Raw genomic sequence first — 19,487 nt, forward strand, 5'->3', positions numbered from 1 at the left:
GGAACGAAGTTGATGAGCTATTTGAAGAAGAAAAACAACAACAAAAAGCGCTTATCGAAGCGGGATTAGATGAGCTTGGCATCACCGAACCTTACCTACGTGATTTTGCCTTAGACGTGGTGGACGAAGCGCATAAACATGTCAAATCAAACTGGCAACTAGAAAAAGCGCAACGCATTAAACCATCACTGTGGTGGAAACAAGTGGCACAAGCGCAAGCCCAAACCCCGACAGCAAACACAGAAGCAAATACCCCTAAACTGACCAATCTATCCGCAGACGGCAAAGCATGGTTTATTCATCCGGTAGCGATGATGGATTATTTTAATATTGAAACGGCAAAACTTTGGCATGAGCCTTTAGAAAATCCACAAAGGACTTATTATAATTCAAGTAGAAATATTAAACCATCTAACGGTGCTTTCGGTTTAGTCCGTACTAATAAGGATAAGAATACAGGAAAACCTATACCTTGGGCTCACGCAGGCTTAGACATATTTGCACGTATCGGTACACCATGCTTTGCTTGTTTAGATGGCGAAATTGTAAAAGCTTGTGGTGAAGGTAGTTATGGTAATGTAATTGTTTTAAAAGTGAAAGGTAGTGATTTGCGAGCATCTAAAAATAATTATACGCTGGAGTTTTCAGGAAAAGGGAAAGATGAGTTTGTACAAGCGAGCGATTTTGATATAAACAGTGATTATTTTTATATTCGGTATTGCCATTTACATGAAGATCTAAAAGTATCTGGAATACAAAAAGGTACCAAAGTTAAAGCTGGTGATCATATCGGTTATACATCCGACACAGGAAATGCGAAAGGACTTCCTAATACACATTTACATTTAGAAATAGCAATGAACATTGATAATAATAGATCTCTTGTGGAAAACGAAAAAGATCCTCAAAAAAGAAAATTAGGCTATAAGATAAATCCTGCTTTTTTTGTCAATTTAAATCCTATAGATATAGAAGATCAAAAAGAAGCGGTAATAAATGGTAGGAAATATTATATTCAAAAATAAAGGTAGAAATATATGAATGGAATAAAATATTTATTAATAATAATTCTATTGCTACCGCAGTTAGCACAATCTATCTATCGTGTATATACTGGAAATATAGGTGATAGAAAAGTAGAAATTTATATGTATGCTATTTCCGATGATGATTTTCACATTATTTACGTTGATCATCAAACACACGAAATTACATACTTAGGATTACCTCAAAAAATAGATGATGACTATTATTTTAAAGATAATAAAGATTCGTTGATTATTAAAAACTTTGATTTTAGCGAAAATCAAACAGAATCCAAGAACGATTTTTTAATAGGATCTTTAAATGAATTTGGTGATTTTAAGTTGAAAAAAATTTTTGAATATAATTTAGCATGGCCATGGGATGACAAAGATAAAATAAAAGAAAAAGATGCTGAGAGAATATTTAATGACACCAAATTTCAAAATATTGAATTTTTACAAATGAATTCAACCAAAGAATTCTATTTTAAAGTTTTAATATCTAAAGAGAGGAAAAGAGGAATTACGATCACAGGAATTAAAGTATACAGCAAAAAGAACGGCGAACTAGTACAGAAAATTAATAATATAAAAAGTTATGGTTTTTTTACTTTTAATGCGATTCAAATAGGTGATTTTGATTTTGATGGCAATGAAAATGATTTTTTACTTGCCGATGTCGAAACACATGCCGCTAATGTTCTACAAACATATTACATTTATGATAAGTCGCAAAATAAATTTATTAATGCTAATCTAGAAGGATATACCATTCGTTTTGATTCAGAAAAAAAAATCGCAACTAGTACTAAAACTTGCGGTAATGAATTTATAGATCCAACAAGTATTACCATAAATAAAATGTATTATTTTAATCTAAATACTAAAAAATATAATTATTTAGATCAATATTGCATTGCTTATGATAATGAAAAATTTTTTCAAAGAAAATGTACTAAAAAAGAAAGACAAGATTGTGAAAAAGCTGTGGTAGAGCCAGGTGATGAGCCATAATTAAATAAACGAAAAATGTTTTTTGTAAAAGAACAATTCAAAACCATGTTATGAAAAGATTGGACAGCGGAGTTGATAGGGCATTTACTGGTGAAATATGAAAGTGAATGGTATGCCGATGAAGCGTTAAGCAAATGGAACGAAATTGATGAGCTGTTTGAAGAAGAAAAACAACAACAAAAAGCACTTATTGAAGCGGGATTAGATGAGCTTGGCATCACCGAGCCTTACCTACGTGATTTTGCCTTAGACGTGGTGGACGAAGCGCATAAACATGTCAAATCAAACTGGCAACTAGAAAAAGCGCAACGCATTAAACCATCACTGTGGTGGAAACAAGTAGCACAGGCACAAGCGCAAAACCCGACAGCAAACACAGAAGCAAATACCCCTAAACTGTCCAATCTATCAACTGATGGCAAGGCATGGTTTATTCATCCGGTAGCGATGATGGATTATTTTAATATTGAAACGGCAAAACTTTGGCATGAGCCTTTAGAAAATCCACAAAGGACGAAATATAATTCAGGTGGTAGTGAAAGACCTCAAAATGGTGCCTTTGGCATGGTTCGTACAAATATTGATGGAACAAAGAAAGCTCATGCAGGCTTAGATATCTTTGCTGATATAAATACCCCTTGTTATGCATGTTTAGACGGTGAAATAGTGAGCTATATTCCTGAAGTTAAAAATAGTAAAGGCAAAGGTATTGGATATGGCAATGTGTTAGTCCTTAAAGTTAACGGTGAGGATTTAAGAAAATCACGAAATGACACTACCCTTGAATTTCCTCAAAAAGGTGAAATTGAGCAAGCAGCAGATTTTAATATTAATGCTGACTATTTTTACTTACGTTATTGTCATTTAAGTAATAAACGCGCTGACTTAAAAGTCGGGGATAAAGTTAAATCAGGTGACTTAATTGGCTACATAGGCGATACGGGTAATGCTGAAAATGTCGTTAATCCTCACCTGCATTTCGAAATTGCAATGAATCCAACGGGTAACCGCTCTACAGAATATGATACGCAAACCAATAGATTAGGCTTTAAAATTAATCCTGCGTTATTTGTTAATTTACAGCCAATAGATAAAGATGAACAGACAAAAGTAAAAGAGCGAAGAGATAACAAAAAATAATAAGAAAGTACAATGTAAACAAAGTAACAACATCCAAAAAATAAGGAATATCAATATGAAGTATATAAAGTGTATATTGCTGACCCTATTCTTAACCCCCACTATCAGCCATGCCATTTTTCGCATTTATACTGGCAATATTGGGCAAGATAACGCCGAATTTTATTTTGATGATGAATATGCTTTTTATATTGCTGGTAAAGAGCAGCAAATTAAACATTTAAGTTTTATAAGCGAAAGAGAACGTAATGATAAGTTTAATTTTATAATTACTTACGCAAATTCTTCTTTTAAAAACATATTAGATAAAATATATATTGAAAATTTTGATGACAGCACGTTTCGTAATGATATAGGAGGTTATCAATATCTCACAGGCTACACTCTTAACGGAGACAAAGTAAATTTACACAAAATATTTGAATATAATACCATTGATGAACGAACATGGCGAGAAGTAGAATTTAACAATATTGAATTTTTACAGAATCATAGTTCCAAAGATTTTTATTTTAAAGTGATGGTTTCTAAACTCAAAAAATCGACTGGCAACATAGTCGGTATCAAAATATATCGCAAACATGATGGTAAGCTTATTCAAACCATTAACGGCATCGACGGGTGTGATTTTCTTGGCTATGTTAATATCGTGAATCACGAAAACACTGATTATAATTTTGATGGTGATAATAATGATTTTCGTCTCGTTAAAGACAGATATCATGGGCCCAATACCACCGCAGAATATTATGTTTACGACAAAACACAACAACAATTTGTCAAATTAAATCTCGATGGTAATGATTTTCGTTTTGATCGCGAAGCAAAAACTGCCACTAGCTATAAAACCTGCCCAGGTAAAAAAGAAAATGATCATATATCGCTAACCGATAATTTTCAATACATAGGCAATAATCGCTATAAACGGGTCAAAACCGAATGCCTGTATAAATCGGGGGAATATCTGAACGAAGAAAATAACCAATTTGAATATAAAAAACAAAGGGCGTGCAGACCTAAAGAAATAAAAGATTGTCGAAATTATATTGATAATAATGATTATGATAGTTATTAATGGTACTGAGCTAATCGCTTTATGCTTGAAAACAAGCCGTACTGGATAGCCGCCAGTAAAGTCTTACACCTTAATGGCGAAGAGGGGCAACTCACTTCAAGCGTAAGTTATTGGCATGCTTTTCCGTTATCATTAGATGACAACCTTTCCCCACAGGAAAAGAAACGTAATACGGTATGTTACCCTCGTACCGTATCCCTAATTTCATTAGAAAATGACGGCTTGATAGCGATAGATGATGAAAACACAACCTGGGTACAAGTGACGGCACTGGATGAGCAAACGCTACCGATACATGGTTGGGTGAATATAAAAGACAATGCACAAGCGCATATCAAACGGCGTAGTCCATGGCACTGGCCTGGGTTTGAAACGATAGAAGAAAAGGCCACGGTTGGCGAATTATCTAACAAGATAGGCAAGAATAAAGTAGCGAAATTAGATTTAGCCGATTACACCCCAGCGATGCGGGCATTACACCAAATCTTAACGGGCACACTGATTTATTCAATCCAACGAAAAAAAGACCTACCGCCGCCGACTTTTACGGATAGGGATTTAAAGGAAGGATTACGCCGAAGCTGGACGGCGGAGCTGATAGGGCATTTACTGGTGAAATATGAAAGTGAATGGTATGCCGATGAAGCATTAAGCAAATGGAACGAAATTGATGAGCTATTTGAAGAAGAAAGACAACAGAAAAAAGAGCTTATTGAAGCGGGCTTAGACCTGCTCGGTATCACCCGGCCTGACCTCCGTGATTTTGCCTTAAGCGTGGTGGACGAGGCGTTTAAATATATCGAAACAAATTGGAAAATAGAAAAAGCGCAACGCATTAAACCGTCACTGTGGTGGAAACAAGTGGCACAGGCACAAGCCCAAACCCCGACAGCAAACACAGAAGCAAATACCCCTAAACTGTCCAATCTATCCGCAGATGGCAAGGCGTGGTTTATTCATCCGGTAGCGATGATGGATTATTTTAATATTGAAACAACAAAACTTTGGCATGAGCCTTTAGAAAATCCACAAAGGACGTATTACAATTTTAGTGGTGCGGATAGGGCTCAAAATGGTGCTTTTGGTATCGTTCGAACTCGTTTAGATAAAAATAACCCTAAAAATACAATACCTTGGGCTCATGCTGGTTTAGATATCTTTGCCGATATAAATACACCTTGTTATGCCTGTTTAGATGGTGAAATAGTGCAATATAAAAATGAGGGGAATAACGGATATGGCAATGTACTTGTTATTAAAGTTAAAGGCGATGATTTAAGAAAATCACGAAACGAGACAGACCTAGAGTTTCGTGATAAAGGTGAAATTGAACAAGCCAAGGATTTTAATATTAATGCTGACCATTTTTATTTGCGCTATTGTCATTTAAGTGATAAACGTGCTGACTTAGAAGTGGGTGATAAAGTTAAATCTGGCGATTTAATTGGCTATACTGGCGATACCGGTAATGCAAAAGAATGCCTTAATCCTCACCTACATTTTGAAATTGCAATGAAGATAACAGGTAACCGCTCTACCGCATATGATACGCAAACCAATAGATTAGGCTTTAAAATTAATCCTGCGTTATTTGTTAATTTACAGCCAATAGACGAAGATGAACAGAGAAAAGTAAAAAAGCGAAGAAAAAAGAACGAAACTTAAATAACAACGCCAAATAAAAAATAAGGAATATCAATATGAAGTATATAAAGTGTATATTGCTGACCCTATTCTTAACCCCTCACTATCAGCCATGCCATTTTTCGCATTTATATTGGCAATCTTGGGCAAGATAACGTCGAATTTTATTTTGATGATGAATATGCTTTTTATATTGCTGGTAAAGAGCAGCAAATTAAACATTTAAGTTTTATAAGCGAAAGAGAACGTAATGATAAGTTTAATTTTATAATTACTTACGCAAATTCTTCTTTTAAAAACATATTAGATAAAATATATATTGAAAATTTTGATGATGTCACTTTTTATCATGGGACTGAAGCCTATCAAAATCTCACAGGCTACACCCTTAACGAAGACAAAGTAAATTTACACAAAATAGATGAGTTTATTTGCATTACTAGAACAAGAGATTAACGTATTGAAATCAATATTCAAAAAATTTGAAGATCAGCTTTTATTGTATGCATTTTTATAGTAATTCTTCTGTTTTTATCTGGTGAATTTACGCTGGGTAATATTATTTTTGCTGATATTTGGATAGGATACTTTTTGTGCTCTGGATTTTTTTATATTATATTATATAAAAAAATTAAGCAACACGTGTTACACTTACGGGGGTAAATTTTTATACTTTTAGGTTGGTAAGATGCCTATAATATTAATTTATCTATAATAAACAAGAAATATTTTGCTCAATTTCTTCGTGCACAAGAAATATTCCGCCCAATATAATGATGTCGTCGATCTAGATATTAGACGACCTAAATCACAGGGGAAGTATGGTATCTTTTTACTATAAGCAGACGTACTTAGCAAAAAAGGGAATAGAGGTTAACAATAAAAAGAAAGTGATGTAAATGATAAAGGTAGCTGTTATTTAAAGTTAGTTTTAAAGCAGATAACATTTGATAGTGAAAGATTTTCTTTCTACAAAATATCTTTATATATTGATTAATAAAAATGGTAATTAGAGTAATTTTTAATTCCTGATAAGATATCGCGTAAATATAAAATGAAAATGTAAACTAAGTTGCAAACATAGAGGAAATCAATCAACCAAGTTGGCTCTATCAATTTGAGGCAATAAGTTTATGACAAGTAGGAATGTATTGTTTTATAGAAAATTAAAATCGATTCAAATATAAAAACTTTAGACATTAGTCAATAAATCATAAACATAAAAAATGAAGGAATAAAACAATGGGTAAAAATGTGGTTCGATTAGGCGATCCAACAACACATGGCGGTTCGGTCATATCTGCATCCTCAACGACAATAATTGAAGGAAAACCTGTCGCTTTGATTGGTGATCTTGTCAGTTGTCCTAAAAAAGGTCATGGCATAAATAAAATTATTGAAGGGGCTAAAATGGGCTTTTTTGATGGTAAGCTTGTGGTCATTGATCAGTGTTTATGTGAATGTGGCTGTAAAGTTCTTTCTACAATTAACTCTGCAATAATGGAATAATATTATGTCTTGGCCTAAACCTATCATCATTGATACCTTAAAAGCGCCTAAAGCATTACATCGTGGATGGTGGCTATTCTTTTTTATCGTATTAATTTTAATTTCAAGTATTGTGCTTGCTTTAATGTGGAGTGATAAAAACTATTTTTTTCAATGGCAATTTTGGTTAAGCATTATATTGATTTCGACCGTAATAGAGAGTATTGCACTTAGTATTCGGCTTTATCTTTATGGGCTGGCACAAGAAGAATATGAACTATGGCTACATGAACAAAAGAATATTGAGCAAAATTGGCAAAATTGGGCAATGCAATCACTAGTTGTTCTTGATAGTTTCTATGTTTTACCAAATGAACTCAAACTAAAAGACCTTTTGACAAATAATCCAGATGCGACTTCTAAAATTAATAAATCATTAGCATTTGAAGAAAAATTTGATTTGATTGAATCTATTGAAAGTTTATTTTTGTCAATGCGAGATGTGTTATCTCAACTTCCTATTAAAGAGCCGATCAACGTTATTGTTTACTCGTCACCTGAATCATATGGTCTTATTGAAAATAAGTTTAATGATGTCTGTGGTAGTGTAAAAATCGCACAACCTTATACTGTATCCCACCATGTTATGAATCATAGTGATATTGATAAATTAAGGGAATGGATTGATAGTCCTCAATCAGCCATACACTTAATTATTATTAATAACACTAACTCTTCAGGAACGGCTTTCTTGTGTGCTTTTTTATTGATGGATAAGGCATACTATCAAGATTTAGCAATTGACATAGCAAAAAGTGAAATTTTAAGGCCAATGATAACCTCGGATATGCCTTTAGGCGTTCAGCAGATGGCCGAAACCCAACCAGCCATTCATCAGATAAAACAACTTTGGTTTTCAAATCTTGATAACAAAAAACAAGTAGATGTTACTAAACAGTTGGCTGAATGGGAAATTTCGCCTGAACAGATGTATCAATTAGAAAGTATTGTTGGTAATCAAACAGAATTTTCTTTCTGGCTTTCACTAGCATTGACGTGCGAAACGGTAATTCAAACAAAACAAAATAATTTAATTGCTGCAATAAACCAAAATCAATGGTTGCTTTCAGTCGTAACAGCAGTAAATGGGGAATAATAAATGAAAAATAAATGGAAAAACATTGGTTATATTTTGCTTATATTTTTAGGCGCTATATTATTAACCTTAGCACTTATTTTTTTTGGTGATAAGTTTGGTTATGACACAATGAAGGAAAAAATCACCATTTGGGTGCAAGTAATGTTACTGCTATTAGGTTTGTTATTTTTACCCGCTGTCTTCACAATGGGATACAAATTATGGAATCAAGAAAAAGCTAAGCGTGAGGAACTTAACCCAACAGAAAATAAAAAGCAAAAAAAACAAAAAGTCATTCTATTTGCTGAGTTTCTGGATATTCAAAAACAGTGTCGATATCGTTATGGCTTTTTTTGGCGTTATAAAGTTTGTAAATGTTTAGTTCTGGGGCATCACTCTGACATTGAGCATTTGTTACCTAATTTGTCACAAGATCAATGGCAATTGTCTGATAATACGCTCATGGTGTACGGTGGCGATATTCAAGATGAGCCAAATACACAATGGTTAGAAACCTTAAAAAAATACTTTTCGCGTATTTTACCATTTTTTAGCAAACCGCTTGATGCAGTTATTTGGGTTGCGCCTAAGCATTATCTTGATGATAACCGCCAACAACAATTATTGCTTGAAAAGGCCGTATTAAAGCTACAAGCTCGTAATAAAGTTTTAAAATGGTCTGCACCGCTTTATTTAGTTGCAGGGCAGCTGTGTGAATGGTCACAAACAGGGCGGGTAGAGCAGAGTGTTGGCGTGCTTTTCACTGAGTTAAAACAAGATGACATGGAATCGGTTGTTGTGTCTCTTAATCAATTAGCAAAAGAGTGTAGTCAACGAGGCGTAAGGCAACTTAAAGATAATACTTGTTATTCGTTTTTGCTCAAATTAAGTCAGGATTTAGTTAAGCGCGATATCACGAATATTAGACGTTATTTAACATCTCTAATTGCTTTTCCTTATTCTCCTCATGTTCGAGGACTCTTTTTTGCTCCTCCTCAATCAAAGTCAAATAATGAAAATATGCCCATTTTTGAGCATTCTTTAGCCATGACTCCGACATGGCAATCAATTCGAGATGATGCTAATTCACAAATGGGGCGACGCATGGGGATCCAATGGGATATTTGGTCTTGTTATGCACTACTTTCACTTATGGGCGTAATGTGTATAGCGCTGTGTACTTCGTATTTTCGAAATGCATCGCTTATTGATGATAGTTTTGAACTTGTTAAGCAAGCTGATGATTCCATTAAACAAGATTATACTTCACGGTTACAAATACAACATCAGTTACAACAGCATTTAGAGCAGTTACTTTATCGTCAACAACATGGTGCGCCTTTATTTAATCGGTTTGGCTTAAATCATAATGATGAGGTACTTAAAAGAATGTGGCTTACCTATCGTGCAACAAATTCACGTAATATTGCTACGCCATTTCATAATATAATGACCGATTATTTGAACTTATTAACTGAATTACCACCAGGTGATCCTCGTCGGGAAAAATTAGTCGATTCTGCATATGATGTATTAAAAGCTTATTTAATGATGGGATACCCAGATAAGAGTGATGGGCTTTATTTGAGTCAGTTTGCTACAACTAAATGGCGAGCGCCAGAAGGTGTGAGTGATGGTGATTGGCAACGACTTATGCCTGATTTGGTTCGTTTTTGGGGACAGATGCTTAATTTACATCCTGGTTGGGCGCAAAGTAATGATACTCGTTTAGTTAAAGACGTTAGACAAATTTTAATTAATAAAATTGGTGTACAAAATGCTGTTAATACACTTTATCAAGAGATGATTCAACGAGCGAGCCAGCATTATGCAAATCAAAATTTGAATCAGTTACTTGAAGGGTTAGACAGTCAAATGCTGTTTTCAACGGATACCGAGATTCCTGGCGTTTATACCCGCAAAGCTTGGGATAATACTATTAAAGATGAAATTGCTGAGGTGGCAAAATATCGAAAAGAACAAATTGATTGGGTATTGAGTGATGGAGAAAATGATTTAACGGCTTCAATTTCTCCTGATACGTTAAAAAAACAACTAACCGACCGTTATTTTAGTGAATATGGTGCTGCATGGTTAAACTTTTTAAATACAATTCAGTGGCATTCATCTAATAATGTTTCAGATGTTATTGAGCAACTTACTTTACTTGCTGATACTCGTCAGTCTCCTTTAATTGCTTTACTCAACGTGGTTAAGTATCAGTCTGAAGTTGCTTATTCAGGTGATGGTTTATCCGATAATTTAATTCGTTCTGCCCAAGAGTTAATTGGAAATAAATCAAAGACAGGATTGCCGATAAATAACGAGGCTTCTGGACCATTAACAGCAACATTTTTACCTGTTACCAGTTTGCTTAATAATAACAATACGAATGGACTTTCTTTGCAGACCTATTTGTTACGCATTACTCAAGTTCGTTTAAAATTACAAAATATAGCCAATAGTGCCGATCCCCAAGCGATGATGCAAGGATTAGCGAAAAGTGTTTTTAAAGGTACTTCAATTGATTTAACCGAAACGCGAGATTATGGAAACTTAATTGCCGCTAATTTAGGTGAAGAGTGGTCTGGATTTGGTTATAGCTTATTTAAACGACCGTTAGAACAATCATGGCAAGTGGTGTTAGCGCCAGCGGCCAATAGTTTTAATGAGGTTTGGCAAAATTATATTGTTAGTCAATGGGAAAAATCTTTTGCTGGTCGCTATCCTTTTAAGAATAGTGACAACGAAGCATCATTGGCTGAACTAGCCCGTTTTTTACGTGCCGATACAGGAATTATTGATAGTTTTATCACCAGTGAGCTAAGTGGAGTGTTGGAAAAGAAAGGTGGAAGTTGGGTTATCAACTCTGTCAATGCTCAAGGTCTTAATTTTTCACCTAAGTTTCTTGATGCGTTAGAATTATTTAATGAATTATCGGCAGAGCTGCTCACAACAGGGGATGTCGCTTTATCATTTGATATCATGCCCCGTAGTGGTAGCAAAATTACGCGGACAGAATTGGTGGTTAATAAGCAAAAGCTGGAGTATTTTAACCAGTCTCCTACTTGGAAACGCTTTAATTGGCCAGGTGATGGATATTCACCTTATTCACAGCTAAGCTGGAGTAGTGATACGTCAGGATTACGGCTTTATCAATACTATAGTGGTGATTGGGCGTGGATCCGTTTACTTGGATCAGCTTCTGTCAAACCGTTGGATTCAAGCCGTTATGAAATTGTTTGGAAAGCACCAGATCAACGTAAGTTAAGATTTATTTTACGTACTCAGTTAGGGGGTGGTCCGTTAACATTATTGAAGTTACGTAATTTTACTTTACCGAAAACGGTATTTGAATAACAATTAATTAAAATAAAATATTGGATTATTATTATGTTTAGCCAATTATTAAGCCGTTTTTTAGGGCAACAAACCCCTAGTCAATCTGTGACAAGGGAGTTAAACCAACGTTGGAATGACTGGTTGCAACCCATTGCACCAGACAAGCCTACAGGCGAGGATTTAACCTATCACGACACATTCCAAGAAATTAAAGAAGAGATCGCAAAATTGTCAGGGGTTGATTACCCACTGATTATTACTGAAAGTGAAACAATATTAAAACAAAATAGTAAAGATATTCGTGTTGCAACTTATTATTGTTTGGCACGCTTATATATCGATGGTGCGGATGGCTTTGCTGATGGTGTTGAGCTGTTAGCTGGGTTACTGGATAAATTTGGTTCATCAATTTATCCTTCACGGCATAATATTCGTAAAAATGCGGTAGAATGGCTTGCTAATGCAAAATTTGTTGATCAACTTACTCAATTACGCCCTATACCTGAACTTTGTTTGACGCGTATTATTGTTGCGTTAAATCAAATTGATCATTGTTGCCAAAAAATTTTTGTTAGTGATGATCCTAATCAACCCATTGATTCCCCCGATTTGTCAGCGTTAGTTCACTTTTTTAATAATGGCATAAGTCAACCTACTAAAACGGCTAATGTTGCGCAAGCCACTTCGGTAGCTCCAGAACCTTCTTCGCAATTAGATTCACCTAAAAATATAACTGGAATGAAGATTGGTTCTCAACGTGATTTGCTCGATCTGGCCCGTAAAATGGCGACTTTTTTGCGTGAAAAGCCTGATGGTTATCTTGCCGCTGGTCGCTTTTTAAGGGTGCTGAGATGGGATACGATTATTGATTTACCTCCTGCTGATCATCGGGGAAAAACACGACTACCGGCCCCAAGAACAGAGCTTAAACAGCATATTAGCCGTTTAATTCTTCAACAACAATGGTCAGAGCTTTTTGAACGTGTCGAAGCTGCTTTTATGGAAAGCGCTAATCATTTTTGGTTAGATTTGCAACGGGCAACGGTAATGTCGTTACAAAAAATGGGACAGCCTTATCAATCATGGGCGGATATTTATTTAACTGATATTGGTTTAATGTTAGAGCGGTTAAATGGTGTTGAACACCTATTTTTTGAAAATGGTATGCCATTTGCTGATGATGAAACATTAGATTGGATTGCAAATAATGCGCGTATTCATCATTTAGATGAAGGTGACAGTATGCAACCCATTGCAGTATCTGCTGATGATGATTGGAATGAAATTGAAAAACAAGCTTTAGAGCTAGCTCATGCCGAAAGTTTAGAAAAAGCGTTTTATTGGCTACAAAACTTGCCATTGTTACGTTCCCCTAAACAACGCTTTTTATTGCAATATACACAGGCAAGAGTTGCAGATCAGCTTGGTAAGCAAGATATTGCATTAAAGCTATTTATTGGTTTAAATAATCAACAAAAATCCTTGACATTATTACAGTGGGAGCAAGAATTGTTGTTTGAGGTTAAGCGATGTTTATTGCGATTAATCAAGCAAAAAACAAAATCTAAAGAAATAATCAAGCCACATTTGTTAGAGTTAGTTGAGTTATTACAACAAGAGCTAATCCAACTAGATCCAGCAAGGGCATTAAGTGTGATGTAATTTTATCAACGATAAAAAATAATCAGACTAAATAATATAAAAAATAAAGAGATAAACAATGGATGATTTAATTTTACGTTATTATGAATCAGAAATGCGTTACTTGCGAGATGCAGGAAAAGAATTTTCGAAAATTCATCCTGATAGAGCAAGTCAACTGAATTTAGATCGCGTTGGTGATCGTGATCCTTATGTGGAGCGATTATTTGAAGGCTTTGCTTTTTTAACTGGGCGGCTACGCCAAAAAATTGATGATGATTTACCGGAACTTACTGAAAGTTTAGTGAGTCTACTTTGGCCACACTATTTGCGGTTAATTCCGTCATTGTCTATTATTGAATTAACGCCAAATTATATGACATTATCTTGCCCTGAAGTGATTCCTAAAGGATTACAAGTACAGACAGAACCACTTGGTCAGGCAGGTACGCAGTGTCCATATCGTACGACACAAGCAGTGACACTACAACCAATACAAATCAGTCAAGCAAAAATAGGTATCAATCATGATGGTCGAAGCATGATTACTCTTCGTCTCCGTTTTGGTGAGTTAGCTGATCTTCAACTACTTGACTTGTCCCGACTACGATTATATTTAAATGCAGATGGACCGATTGCATCAGCGTTATATTATGCGTTAACACAGCAAGTAGCTTCAATATATTTGCGTTATGCAACCCAACCTGAAAAACGCATAAATTTGCAAGGTAAAATAACCCCAGTTGGTTTTGGTGACGATGAGCGTTTGTGGCTAAAACCTGATAATGCTTTTGCTGGGTATCAACTATTATTAGAGTATTTTGCATTTCGTGAAAAATTTATGTTTGTTGATTTACATGGATTAGAGAAACATGCTATTGCGGAACAGTGTGATTACATTGATATCGAACTATTGCTTAATCAAACTTGGCCAAGTGATATGCCTTTTGACCATAGTAATATCCGCTTGCATTGTGTACCAGCCATTAATTTATTCGATATGGAAGCTGATCCTATTGTTGTTAACCAATTAGAAAGTGAATATTTGCTTCGTCCATTATTGCGTCAAAGTGGACATGTTGAGGTTCATTCTGTTGAGCATGTCGAGTCTATCACTCGTAATGGACGTTACCACTATGTCCCTTTTACGAGCTTTAAACATCGGGGTGGTATGTTACGGCATGATGCCCCAGAAAGGTACTATCATACCCGAGTTCGCAAAGGTGCTTCAGGTTTACATGATACTTGGTTGATTTTGGGCGGTAAAATTTGGGATAAAGACGATGAGCTTGAGCCAGAAACTTTATCATTACGCATCACTGGTACTAATGGCATGTTACCGCGTAAAGCCTTACGTAATGCCCGAATTCATGAGCTGTGTCATTCGCAAAATTTTATCGCAAAAGTGCGAAATTTATGCTCTCCAACGTTACCTTGTTATCCACCAACAGAAGATCGCTTTTATTGGCGAGTGCTATCGCATTTAGCGCCTAATTATCTGTCATTAATGAATGCAGAGGTGTTGCGTGGAACGCTTGCTTTATATGATTGGACAGATAACGAATTAAATCGCCGGCGTTTAGAGGGAATAGTAGAAGTTTCTCATCGAATGATTAAACGTATTGAAAAAGGGATGTTACAACGTGGTATAGAAATTGAGGTGACAATTAATAGTTACCAATTTACAGGTGATGGTGATGTGATGCTTTTTGGTGAGTTGTTACACCAATTTTTTGCATTATATGCCGATGTTAACTTATTTACGCAATTAGCGATTATAGTTTTACCAACAGGAAATAAAATTGTATGGCATCACAGCAAAGCATCGAAAGCAGTCCTTTAATGCAGGCTCTTGAAAAGAACCTGCCAAAAATCAATTTTTATCGTTTTTGTCAGTTAATTGAACAAATTTATGCAGATGGTCCTGTATTGGGTAAACACGAAACCCCAACAGCGGATCCTTTGCGTTTTGCTCCATCTATCGATATGTCTTTTCCTGCAAGTGAATTGAAATATATAGAGAGGGCACCTTATATCAATCGGCCAACTACAGTTAGAACTCGATTTTTAGGGTTGTATGGTGTTGATGCTGCATTACCACTCGGCTTACTTGATAATATTATTCGCCGTGAAGAAAACTATCAAGCCATGACCGACTTTTTAGATATATTTAACCATCGAATAATAACCCAATTTTATCGGATTTGGTTGAAATATCATTATCCGGCAAGCTTTTTAGATGGTGGAAAAGATCCGATATCACTATGTTTACTTGGATTAACGGGATTTGGTATAGAAGGGACAAGTAAACAAATTGGTACGCCACTATCTCGGTTTTTAGCATTATTAGGTTTAATTACACAAAAAACACGTACAGCCGAAGGAATAGTTGGATTAGTACGAGTGTTAGTCAATGATGCAAAAGTTGTTGTAAGTGAGTTTCATCCAGTTTGGCACTCAATTGATAACCCTGCACAGTTGGGGGGAAAACGGCATGAACGAGCTGCTTTAGATGGTGGCGCTATATTAGGATCTCGCTTTAGAGAATGTAATCAAACCGTCCATATTGCTATTACTCCACAATATGAAAGCCAGATCGCAGATTTACTACCTGGTGGGAAATTATATCATGACTTATTGGCTCTATTACGCGCTTACTTGGGATATCAAGTGGATGCCAAAATGACGCTCTATATTCAGCGTCAATTTTTACCTCGTAGTCAATTGGTATCTAAAAATAGTCGATTAGGGCAAACTGCATCGTTCACTAAAAAAGCAGTAGATGGTGAACCTATTCAAGATGAAGTCGCTGTAAATTTAGGCTGCTATTGCGGCATTAGTTATGCAGCATAATATAAAGAAAGGAAATAAATATGAAAATAATTAATATATTCATTACTATCTTATTAACTATGTGTCTAACAGGATGTGGTATTGCGCAAAGTGTCTCAGAAAAAGCGACTGATTTGAGCAACTCTGTTTTTAAATGGGATGTAAGAACTTTACATTTAGATATTACAGCAAGAGCTGAGTTAAATATAGATGATGAAGGGCGATCCTCACCAGTTGTGATTCGAATTTATCAATTAAAAGAAGCTGACGTTTTTAATTCTGTTGCTTATCAAGAGTTAGTTGATCAAGATAGTGATGAACTAAAAGATTCATTGATTGAAAGTAAAGAAATAGTATTAAAACCAGATACCGCGATTTCTATTGATGTTGCATTTGATAAAAAGGCTAAAGCGGTAGGTATTGCTGCGCTTTATAAAGAACCAGACTTAAAAGATAATAGCTGGCGACTAGTGTTAAAACGTGGAGACTTAAACATTACTCAACCACGTCAAATAATCGCAAGTCAATACACAATAAAATTGGTGGAAGAAAAATAAATGAGTGCTTCATTATACGACCAGCTTTATGGTTATTTTGAATCAGGCATAGCCGTTGAAGATGTAAGTGAAAATGAACAGACAATTATCAGCGTAATGGATAATATTGAACGTATTTTAAATAGTCGAGCAGGCGCTGTAAAACACATGCCAGATTATGGATTACCCGATATGTCAACGATCTTTCAAGCTTTACCGTCATCGGCTTATATTTTAATGAGAGCAATTGAGAAAACACTGCTTCTTTATGAACCAAGGCTTGCATCAATTAAGGTTAATATTGCGGAAGAAAGCAGTGATTCAATGGTGCTTGGTTATGAACTTATTTGTCATTTTAAAGAAGGTGGACTAGTTAAGTATGGGACTTATTTTATGCCCGACGGTAAAGCGTGTTTGAAATATACACGAAAAGATCGCAGTTATAGATATAGTTAAGAAACAGTAGTTCATATTTAAGCTGATATAGGCTAATTATGCATCGGTATTTATTTTGGCAAAATGGGGAACAAATGAATAAAATAAGTCTTTCAGTTACTTTTACTTAAACTAAAAAAGAATTTGGTGATAGAATCGAGTTTCACCCGTAAAGGTAATTGCAAAAAATCTAGGTTGGGAAAATGATGATAATAAAATTTTGCTTGGTGATTTAAAAAATCATATATCATTTTTTTAAATCATTTTCTATCATACTAAGCGTAATCTATGTAAGAAAATATCGGGTTATTTACATTGCATGATTAAATTAACCCGCTAAAAACACATAGGGCTTTTAACCAGACATTGCTTAAGCTTTTGTTCTCTCTCTTTTACATCTCTAACTATTTGCTGGTTATGCCACATCGCCATGAAAGTCCCGTTAGCAAGCGGGTATCGTGAATTCCTGATTAATTATGATGCTGATCGAATGTTTTAACGAATAGTGACTGTGAAGCTTCAACTAATCACGAAATGGTATAGAATCCTGAATATTTTTTACAAAAAATACAGCCTAAAAGTAAATGCCTTGTCTTCATTCAAGCCCCTATCGTTTTCGGTTTTCTCAGTTGTTTGAGCTAGGTGGTTTTGTGAATTTCTGATTGATGCGATGCTGATGGCATGTTTTAGCGAATAGTTACTGCGAAGCTTCGACTCATCACGAAACGGTATAGAATCCTGAATATTTTTTACAAAAATACAGTCTAAAATTCATGAAAGTCCCTATCGCTTTCGGTTTTCCCAGTTGTTTGAGCTAGACGGTTTTGTGAATTTTTGATTGATACGATGCTGATCACATGTGTTAACGAATAGTTACTGCGAAGCTTCAACTAATCGCGAAACGGTATAGAATCCTGAATATTTTTTACAAAAATACAGTCTGAAAGTAAATGCCTTGTCTGCATTCAAGTCCCTATCGTTTTCGGTTTTCTCAGTTGTTTGAGCTAGGTGGTTTTGTGAATTTCTGATTGATGCGATGCTGATCGCATGTTTTAACGAATAGTTACTGCGAAGCTTCGACTCATCACGAAACGGTATAGAATCCTGAATATTTTTTACAAGAAATATAACATAAGGAATGAATAGTTATGTAAATAGCCCATAGTAAGCATACAACTTATGTAGAATGAGCGATTTTTATAGAAAAAAACACAACGATTTTTTCACAACACCCAAAGTTTTATATTGTCATTTATTCAGCGTAAGAATATGCCGACAATTCAAACCCAACCGTTTAAATAAACATCTTCTTTATACAATTAACCTTGTTCTGCAAGGGTTGCTTGTACAATTCTTAATGCATCGAAAGTTTCTTTAACATCGTGTACGCGAATAATGTGTGCGCCTTTCATTGCTGCAATCACAGCACACGATACGCTACCTAGCATACGTTCTTGCGGTGGCACATTTAATACTTGTCCTATCATGGATTTTCGAGACATGCCCGCTAATAAAGGTAAGTTAAAATGATGGAACTTTTCGAGTGTTGCCAATAGACGGTAGTTGTGTGCTAGTGTTTTGCCAAATCCAAAACCGGGATCCAATATAATTTTTTCGCGGTTAATACCGGCATTTATGCAACGATCAATGTGTTTGCCAAAAAATTGGTCAACTTCTTGATAAATATCTTGCTGGTAGTGTGGTGCATTTTGCATGGTTTTAGGCGCGCCTTGCATATGCATAATACAAACTGGTAGTCCTGTTTGAGCTGCTGTTTCAAGTGCACCAGGTTCTGTTAAGGCTCGAACATCATTAATTAGGTGTGCTCCAACTTTTGCTGATTCAGCTATGACTTGTGGCTTTGAGGTATCAACTGAAATCCAAACATCAAAATAACGAGCAATTTTTTCAACTAATGGCACAACGCGGTTAAGCTCTTCATCAACCGAAACTTCGGCTGCACCAGGGCGCGTTGATTCACCGCCGACATCAATAAATGTTGCACCAGCTTGAATCATGCTGTCAACGCGACGCATAGCATCATCAAGGTTGTTATAGTTGCCACCGTCAGAAAATGAATCTGGCGTCATATTAACAATGCCCATCACTTGTGGAAATGAAAGATCTATCACTTGATTTTGAAAATGTATTTCCATGATTAAAAACCTTATTTGATT

General features: G+C 35.4%; 14 protein-coding genes. 13 read left to right on the top strand and 1 reads right to left on the bottom strand.

Annotated features, from left to right (window positions below):
* The 13 genes from ACYIAM_RS12000 to tssE form a co-directional block, all read left to right on the top strand.
* Window positions 1-1,025, top strand: a 1,025-nt coding sequence (locus tag ACYIAM_RS12000) for a M23 family metallopeptidase (RefSeq protein ID WP_483748432.1), incomplete at its 5' end; no start/stop codon positions are given.
* Between the two features lie 12 nt (window positions 1,026-1,037).
* Entirely contained in the window at window positions 1,038-2,039 is a 1,002-nt protein-coding gene (locus tag ACYIAM_RS12005; RefSeq protein WP_483748433.1) for a hypothetical protein, read from the top strand.
* A 90-nt stretch (window positions 2,040-2,129) separates the two neighbouring features.
* On the top strand, window positions 2,130-3,179 hold the full coding sequence (locus ACYIAM_RS12010; protein ID WP_483748434.1) for a M23 family metallopeptidase: 1,050 nt from the start codon (window positions 2,130-2,132) through the stop codon (window positions 3,177-3,179).
* Window positions 3,180-3,234: 55 nt separating this feature from the next.
* Window positions 3,235-4,254: a hypothetical protein gene (locus ACYIAM_RS12015; RefSeq protein ID WP_483748435.1), complete on the top strand. Its 1,020-nt coding sequence runs from the start codon at window positions 3,235-3,237 to the stop codon at window positions 4,252-4,254.
* Window positions 4,255-4,275: 21 nt separating this feature from the next.
* Window positions 4,276-5,919 (top strand): M23 family metallopeptidase, encoded by a 1,644-nt coding sequence (locus ACYIAM_RS12020; protein ID WP_483748436.1) that lies wholly within the window; start codon window positions 4,276-4,278, stop codon window positions 5,917-5,919.
* A 1,221-nt stretch (window positions 5,920-7,140) separates the two neighbouring features.
* The gene (locus ACYIAM_RS12025; protein ID WP_483748437.1) at window positions 7,141-7,407 is read left to right on the top strand and encodes a PAAR domain-containing protein; all 267 of its coding nucleotides are present in this window, start codon (window positions 7,141-7,143) and stop codon (window positions 7,405-7,407) included.
* Window positions 7,408-7,411: 4 nt separating this feature from the next.
* Window positions 7,412-8,542 carry a hypothetical protein gene (locus tag ACYIAM_RS12030; protein WP_483748438.1) on the top strand — a complete coding sequence of 377 codons (1,131 nt, stop codon included), beginning with the start codon at window positions 7,412-7,414 and terminating at the stop codon, window positions 8,540-8,542.
* A gap of 3 nt (window positions 8,543-8,545) precedes the next feature.
* Window positions 8,546-11,884 (top strand): ImcF-related family protein, encoded by a 3,339-nt coding sequence (locus ACYIAM_RS12035; RefSeq protein WP_483748439.1) that lies wholly within the window; start codon window positions 8,546-8,548, stop codon window positions 11,882-11,884.
* Between the two features lie 33 nt (window positions 11,885-11,917).
* A complete protein-coding gene (gene tssA, locus ACYIAM_RS12040; protein WP_483748440.1) occupies window positions 11,918-13,528 on the top strand; it encodes a type VI secretion system protein TssA in 1,611 nt (536 codons plus the stop codon).
* A 58-nt stretch (window positions 13,529-13,586) separates the two neighbouring features.
* On the top strand, window positions 13,587-15,350 hold the full coding sequence (tssF, locus tag ACYIAM_RS12045) for a type VI secretion system baseplate subunit TssF (RefSeq protein WP_174796767.1): 1,764 nt from the start codon (window positions 13,587-13,589) through the stop codon (window positions 15,348-15,350).
* A complete protein-coding gene (tssG, locus tag ACYIAM_RS12050; protein WP_483748441.1) occupies window positions 15,314-16,360 on the top strand; it encodes a type VI secretion system baseplate subunit TssG in 1,047 nt (348 codons plus the stop codon). Before tssF ends, tssG begins: the two co-directional genes overlap by 37 nt.
* Window positions 16,361-16,380: 20 nt before the next feature.
* Window positions 16,381-16,896 carry a type VI secretion system lipoprotein TssJ gene (gene tssJ / locus ACYIAM_RS12055; RefSeq protein WP_483748442.1) on the top strand — a complete coding sequence of 172 codons (516 nt, stop codon included), beginning with the start codon at window positions 16,381-16,383 and terminating at the stop codon, window positions 16,894-16,896.
* Entirely contained in the window at window positions 16,897-17,331 is a 435-nt protein-coding gene (gene tssE, locus ACYIAM_RS12060) for a type VI secretion system baseplate subunit TssE (RefSeq protein WP_174796764.1), read from the top strand.
* Between the two features lie 1,298 nt (window positions 17,332-18,629).
* On the opposite strand, the gene folP is transcribed toward tssE, so the two are convergent.
* The gene (gene folP, locus ACYIAM_RS12065; RefSeq protein ID WP_174796763.1) at window positions 18,630-19,466 is read right to left on the bottom strand and encodes a dihydropteroate synthase; all 837 of its coding nucleotides are present in this window, start codon (window positions 19,464-19,466) and stop codon (window positions 18,630-18,632) included.
* Between the last annotated feature and the right edge of the window lie 21 nt (window positions 19,467-19,487).

The sequence above is a fragment of the Gilliamella sp. X-60 genome, from assembly GCF_057063585.1.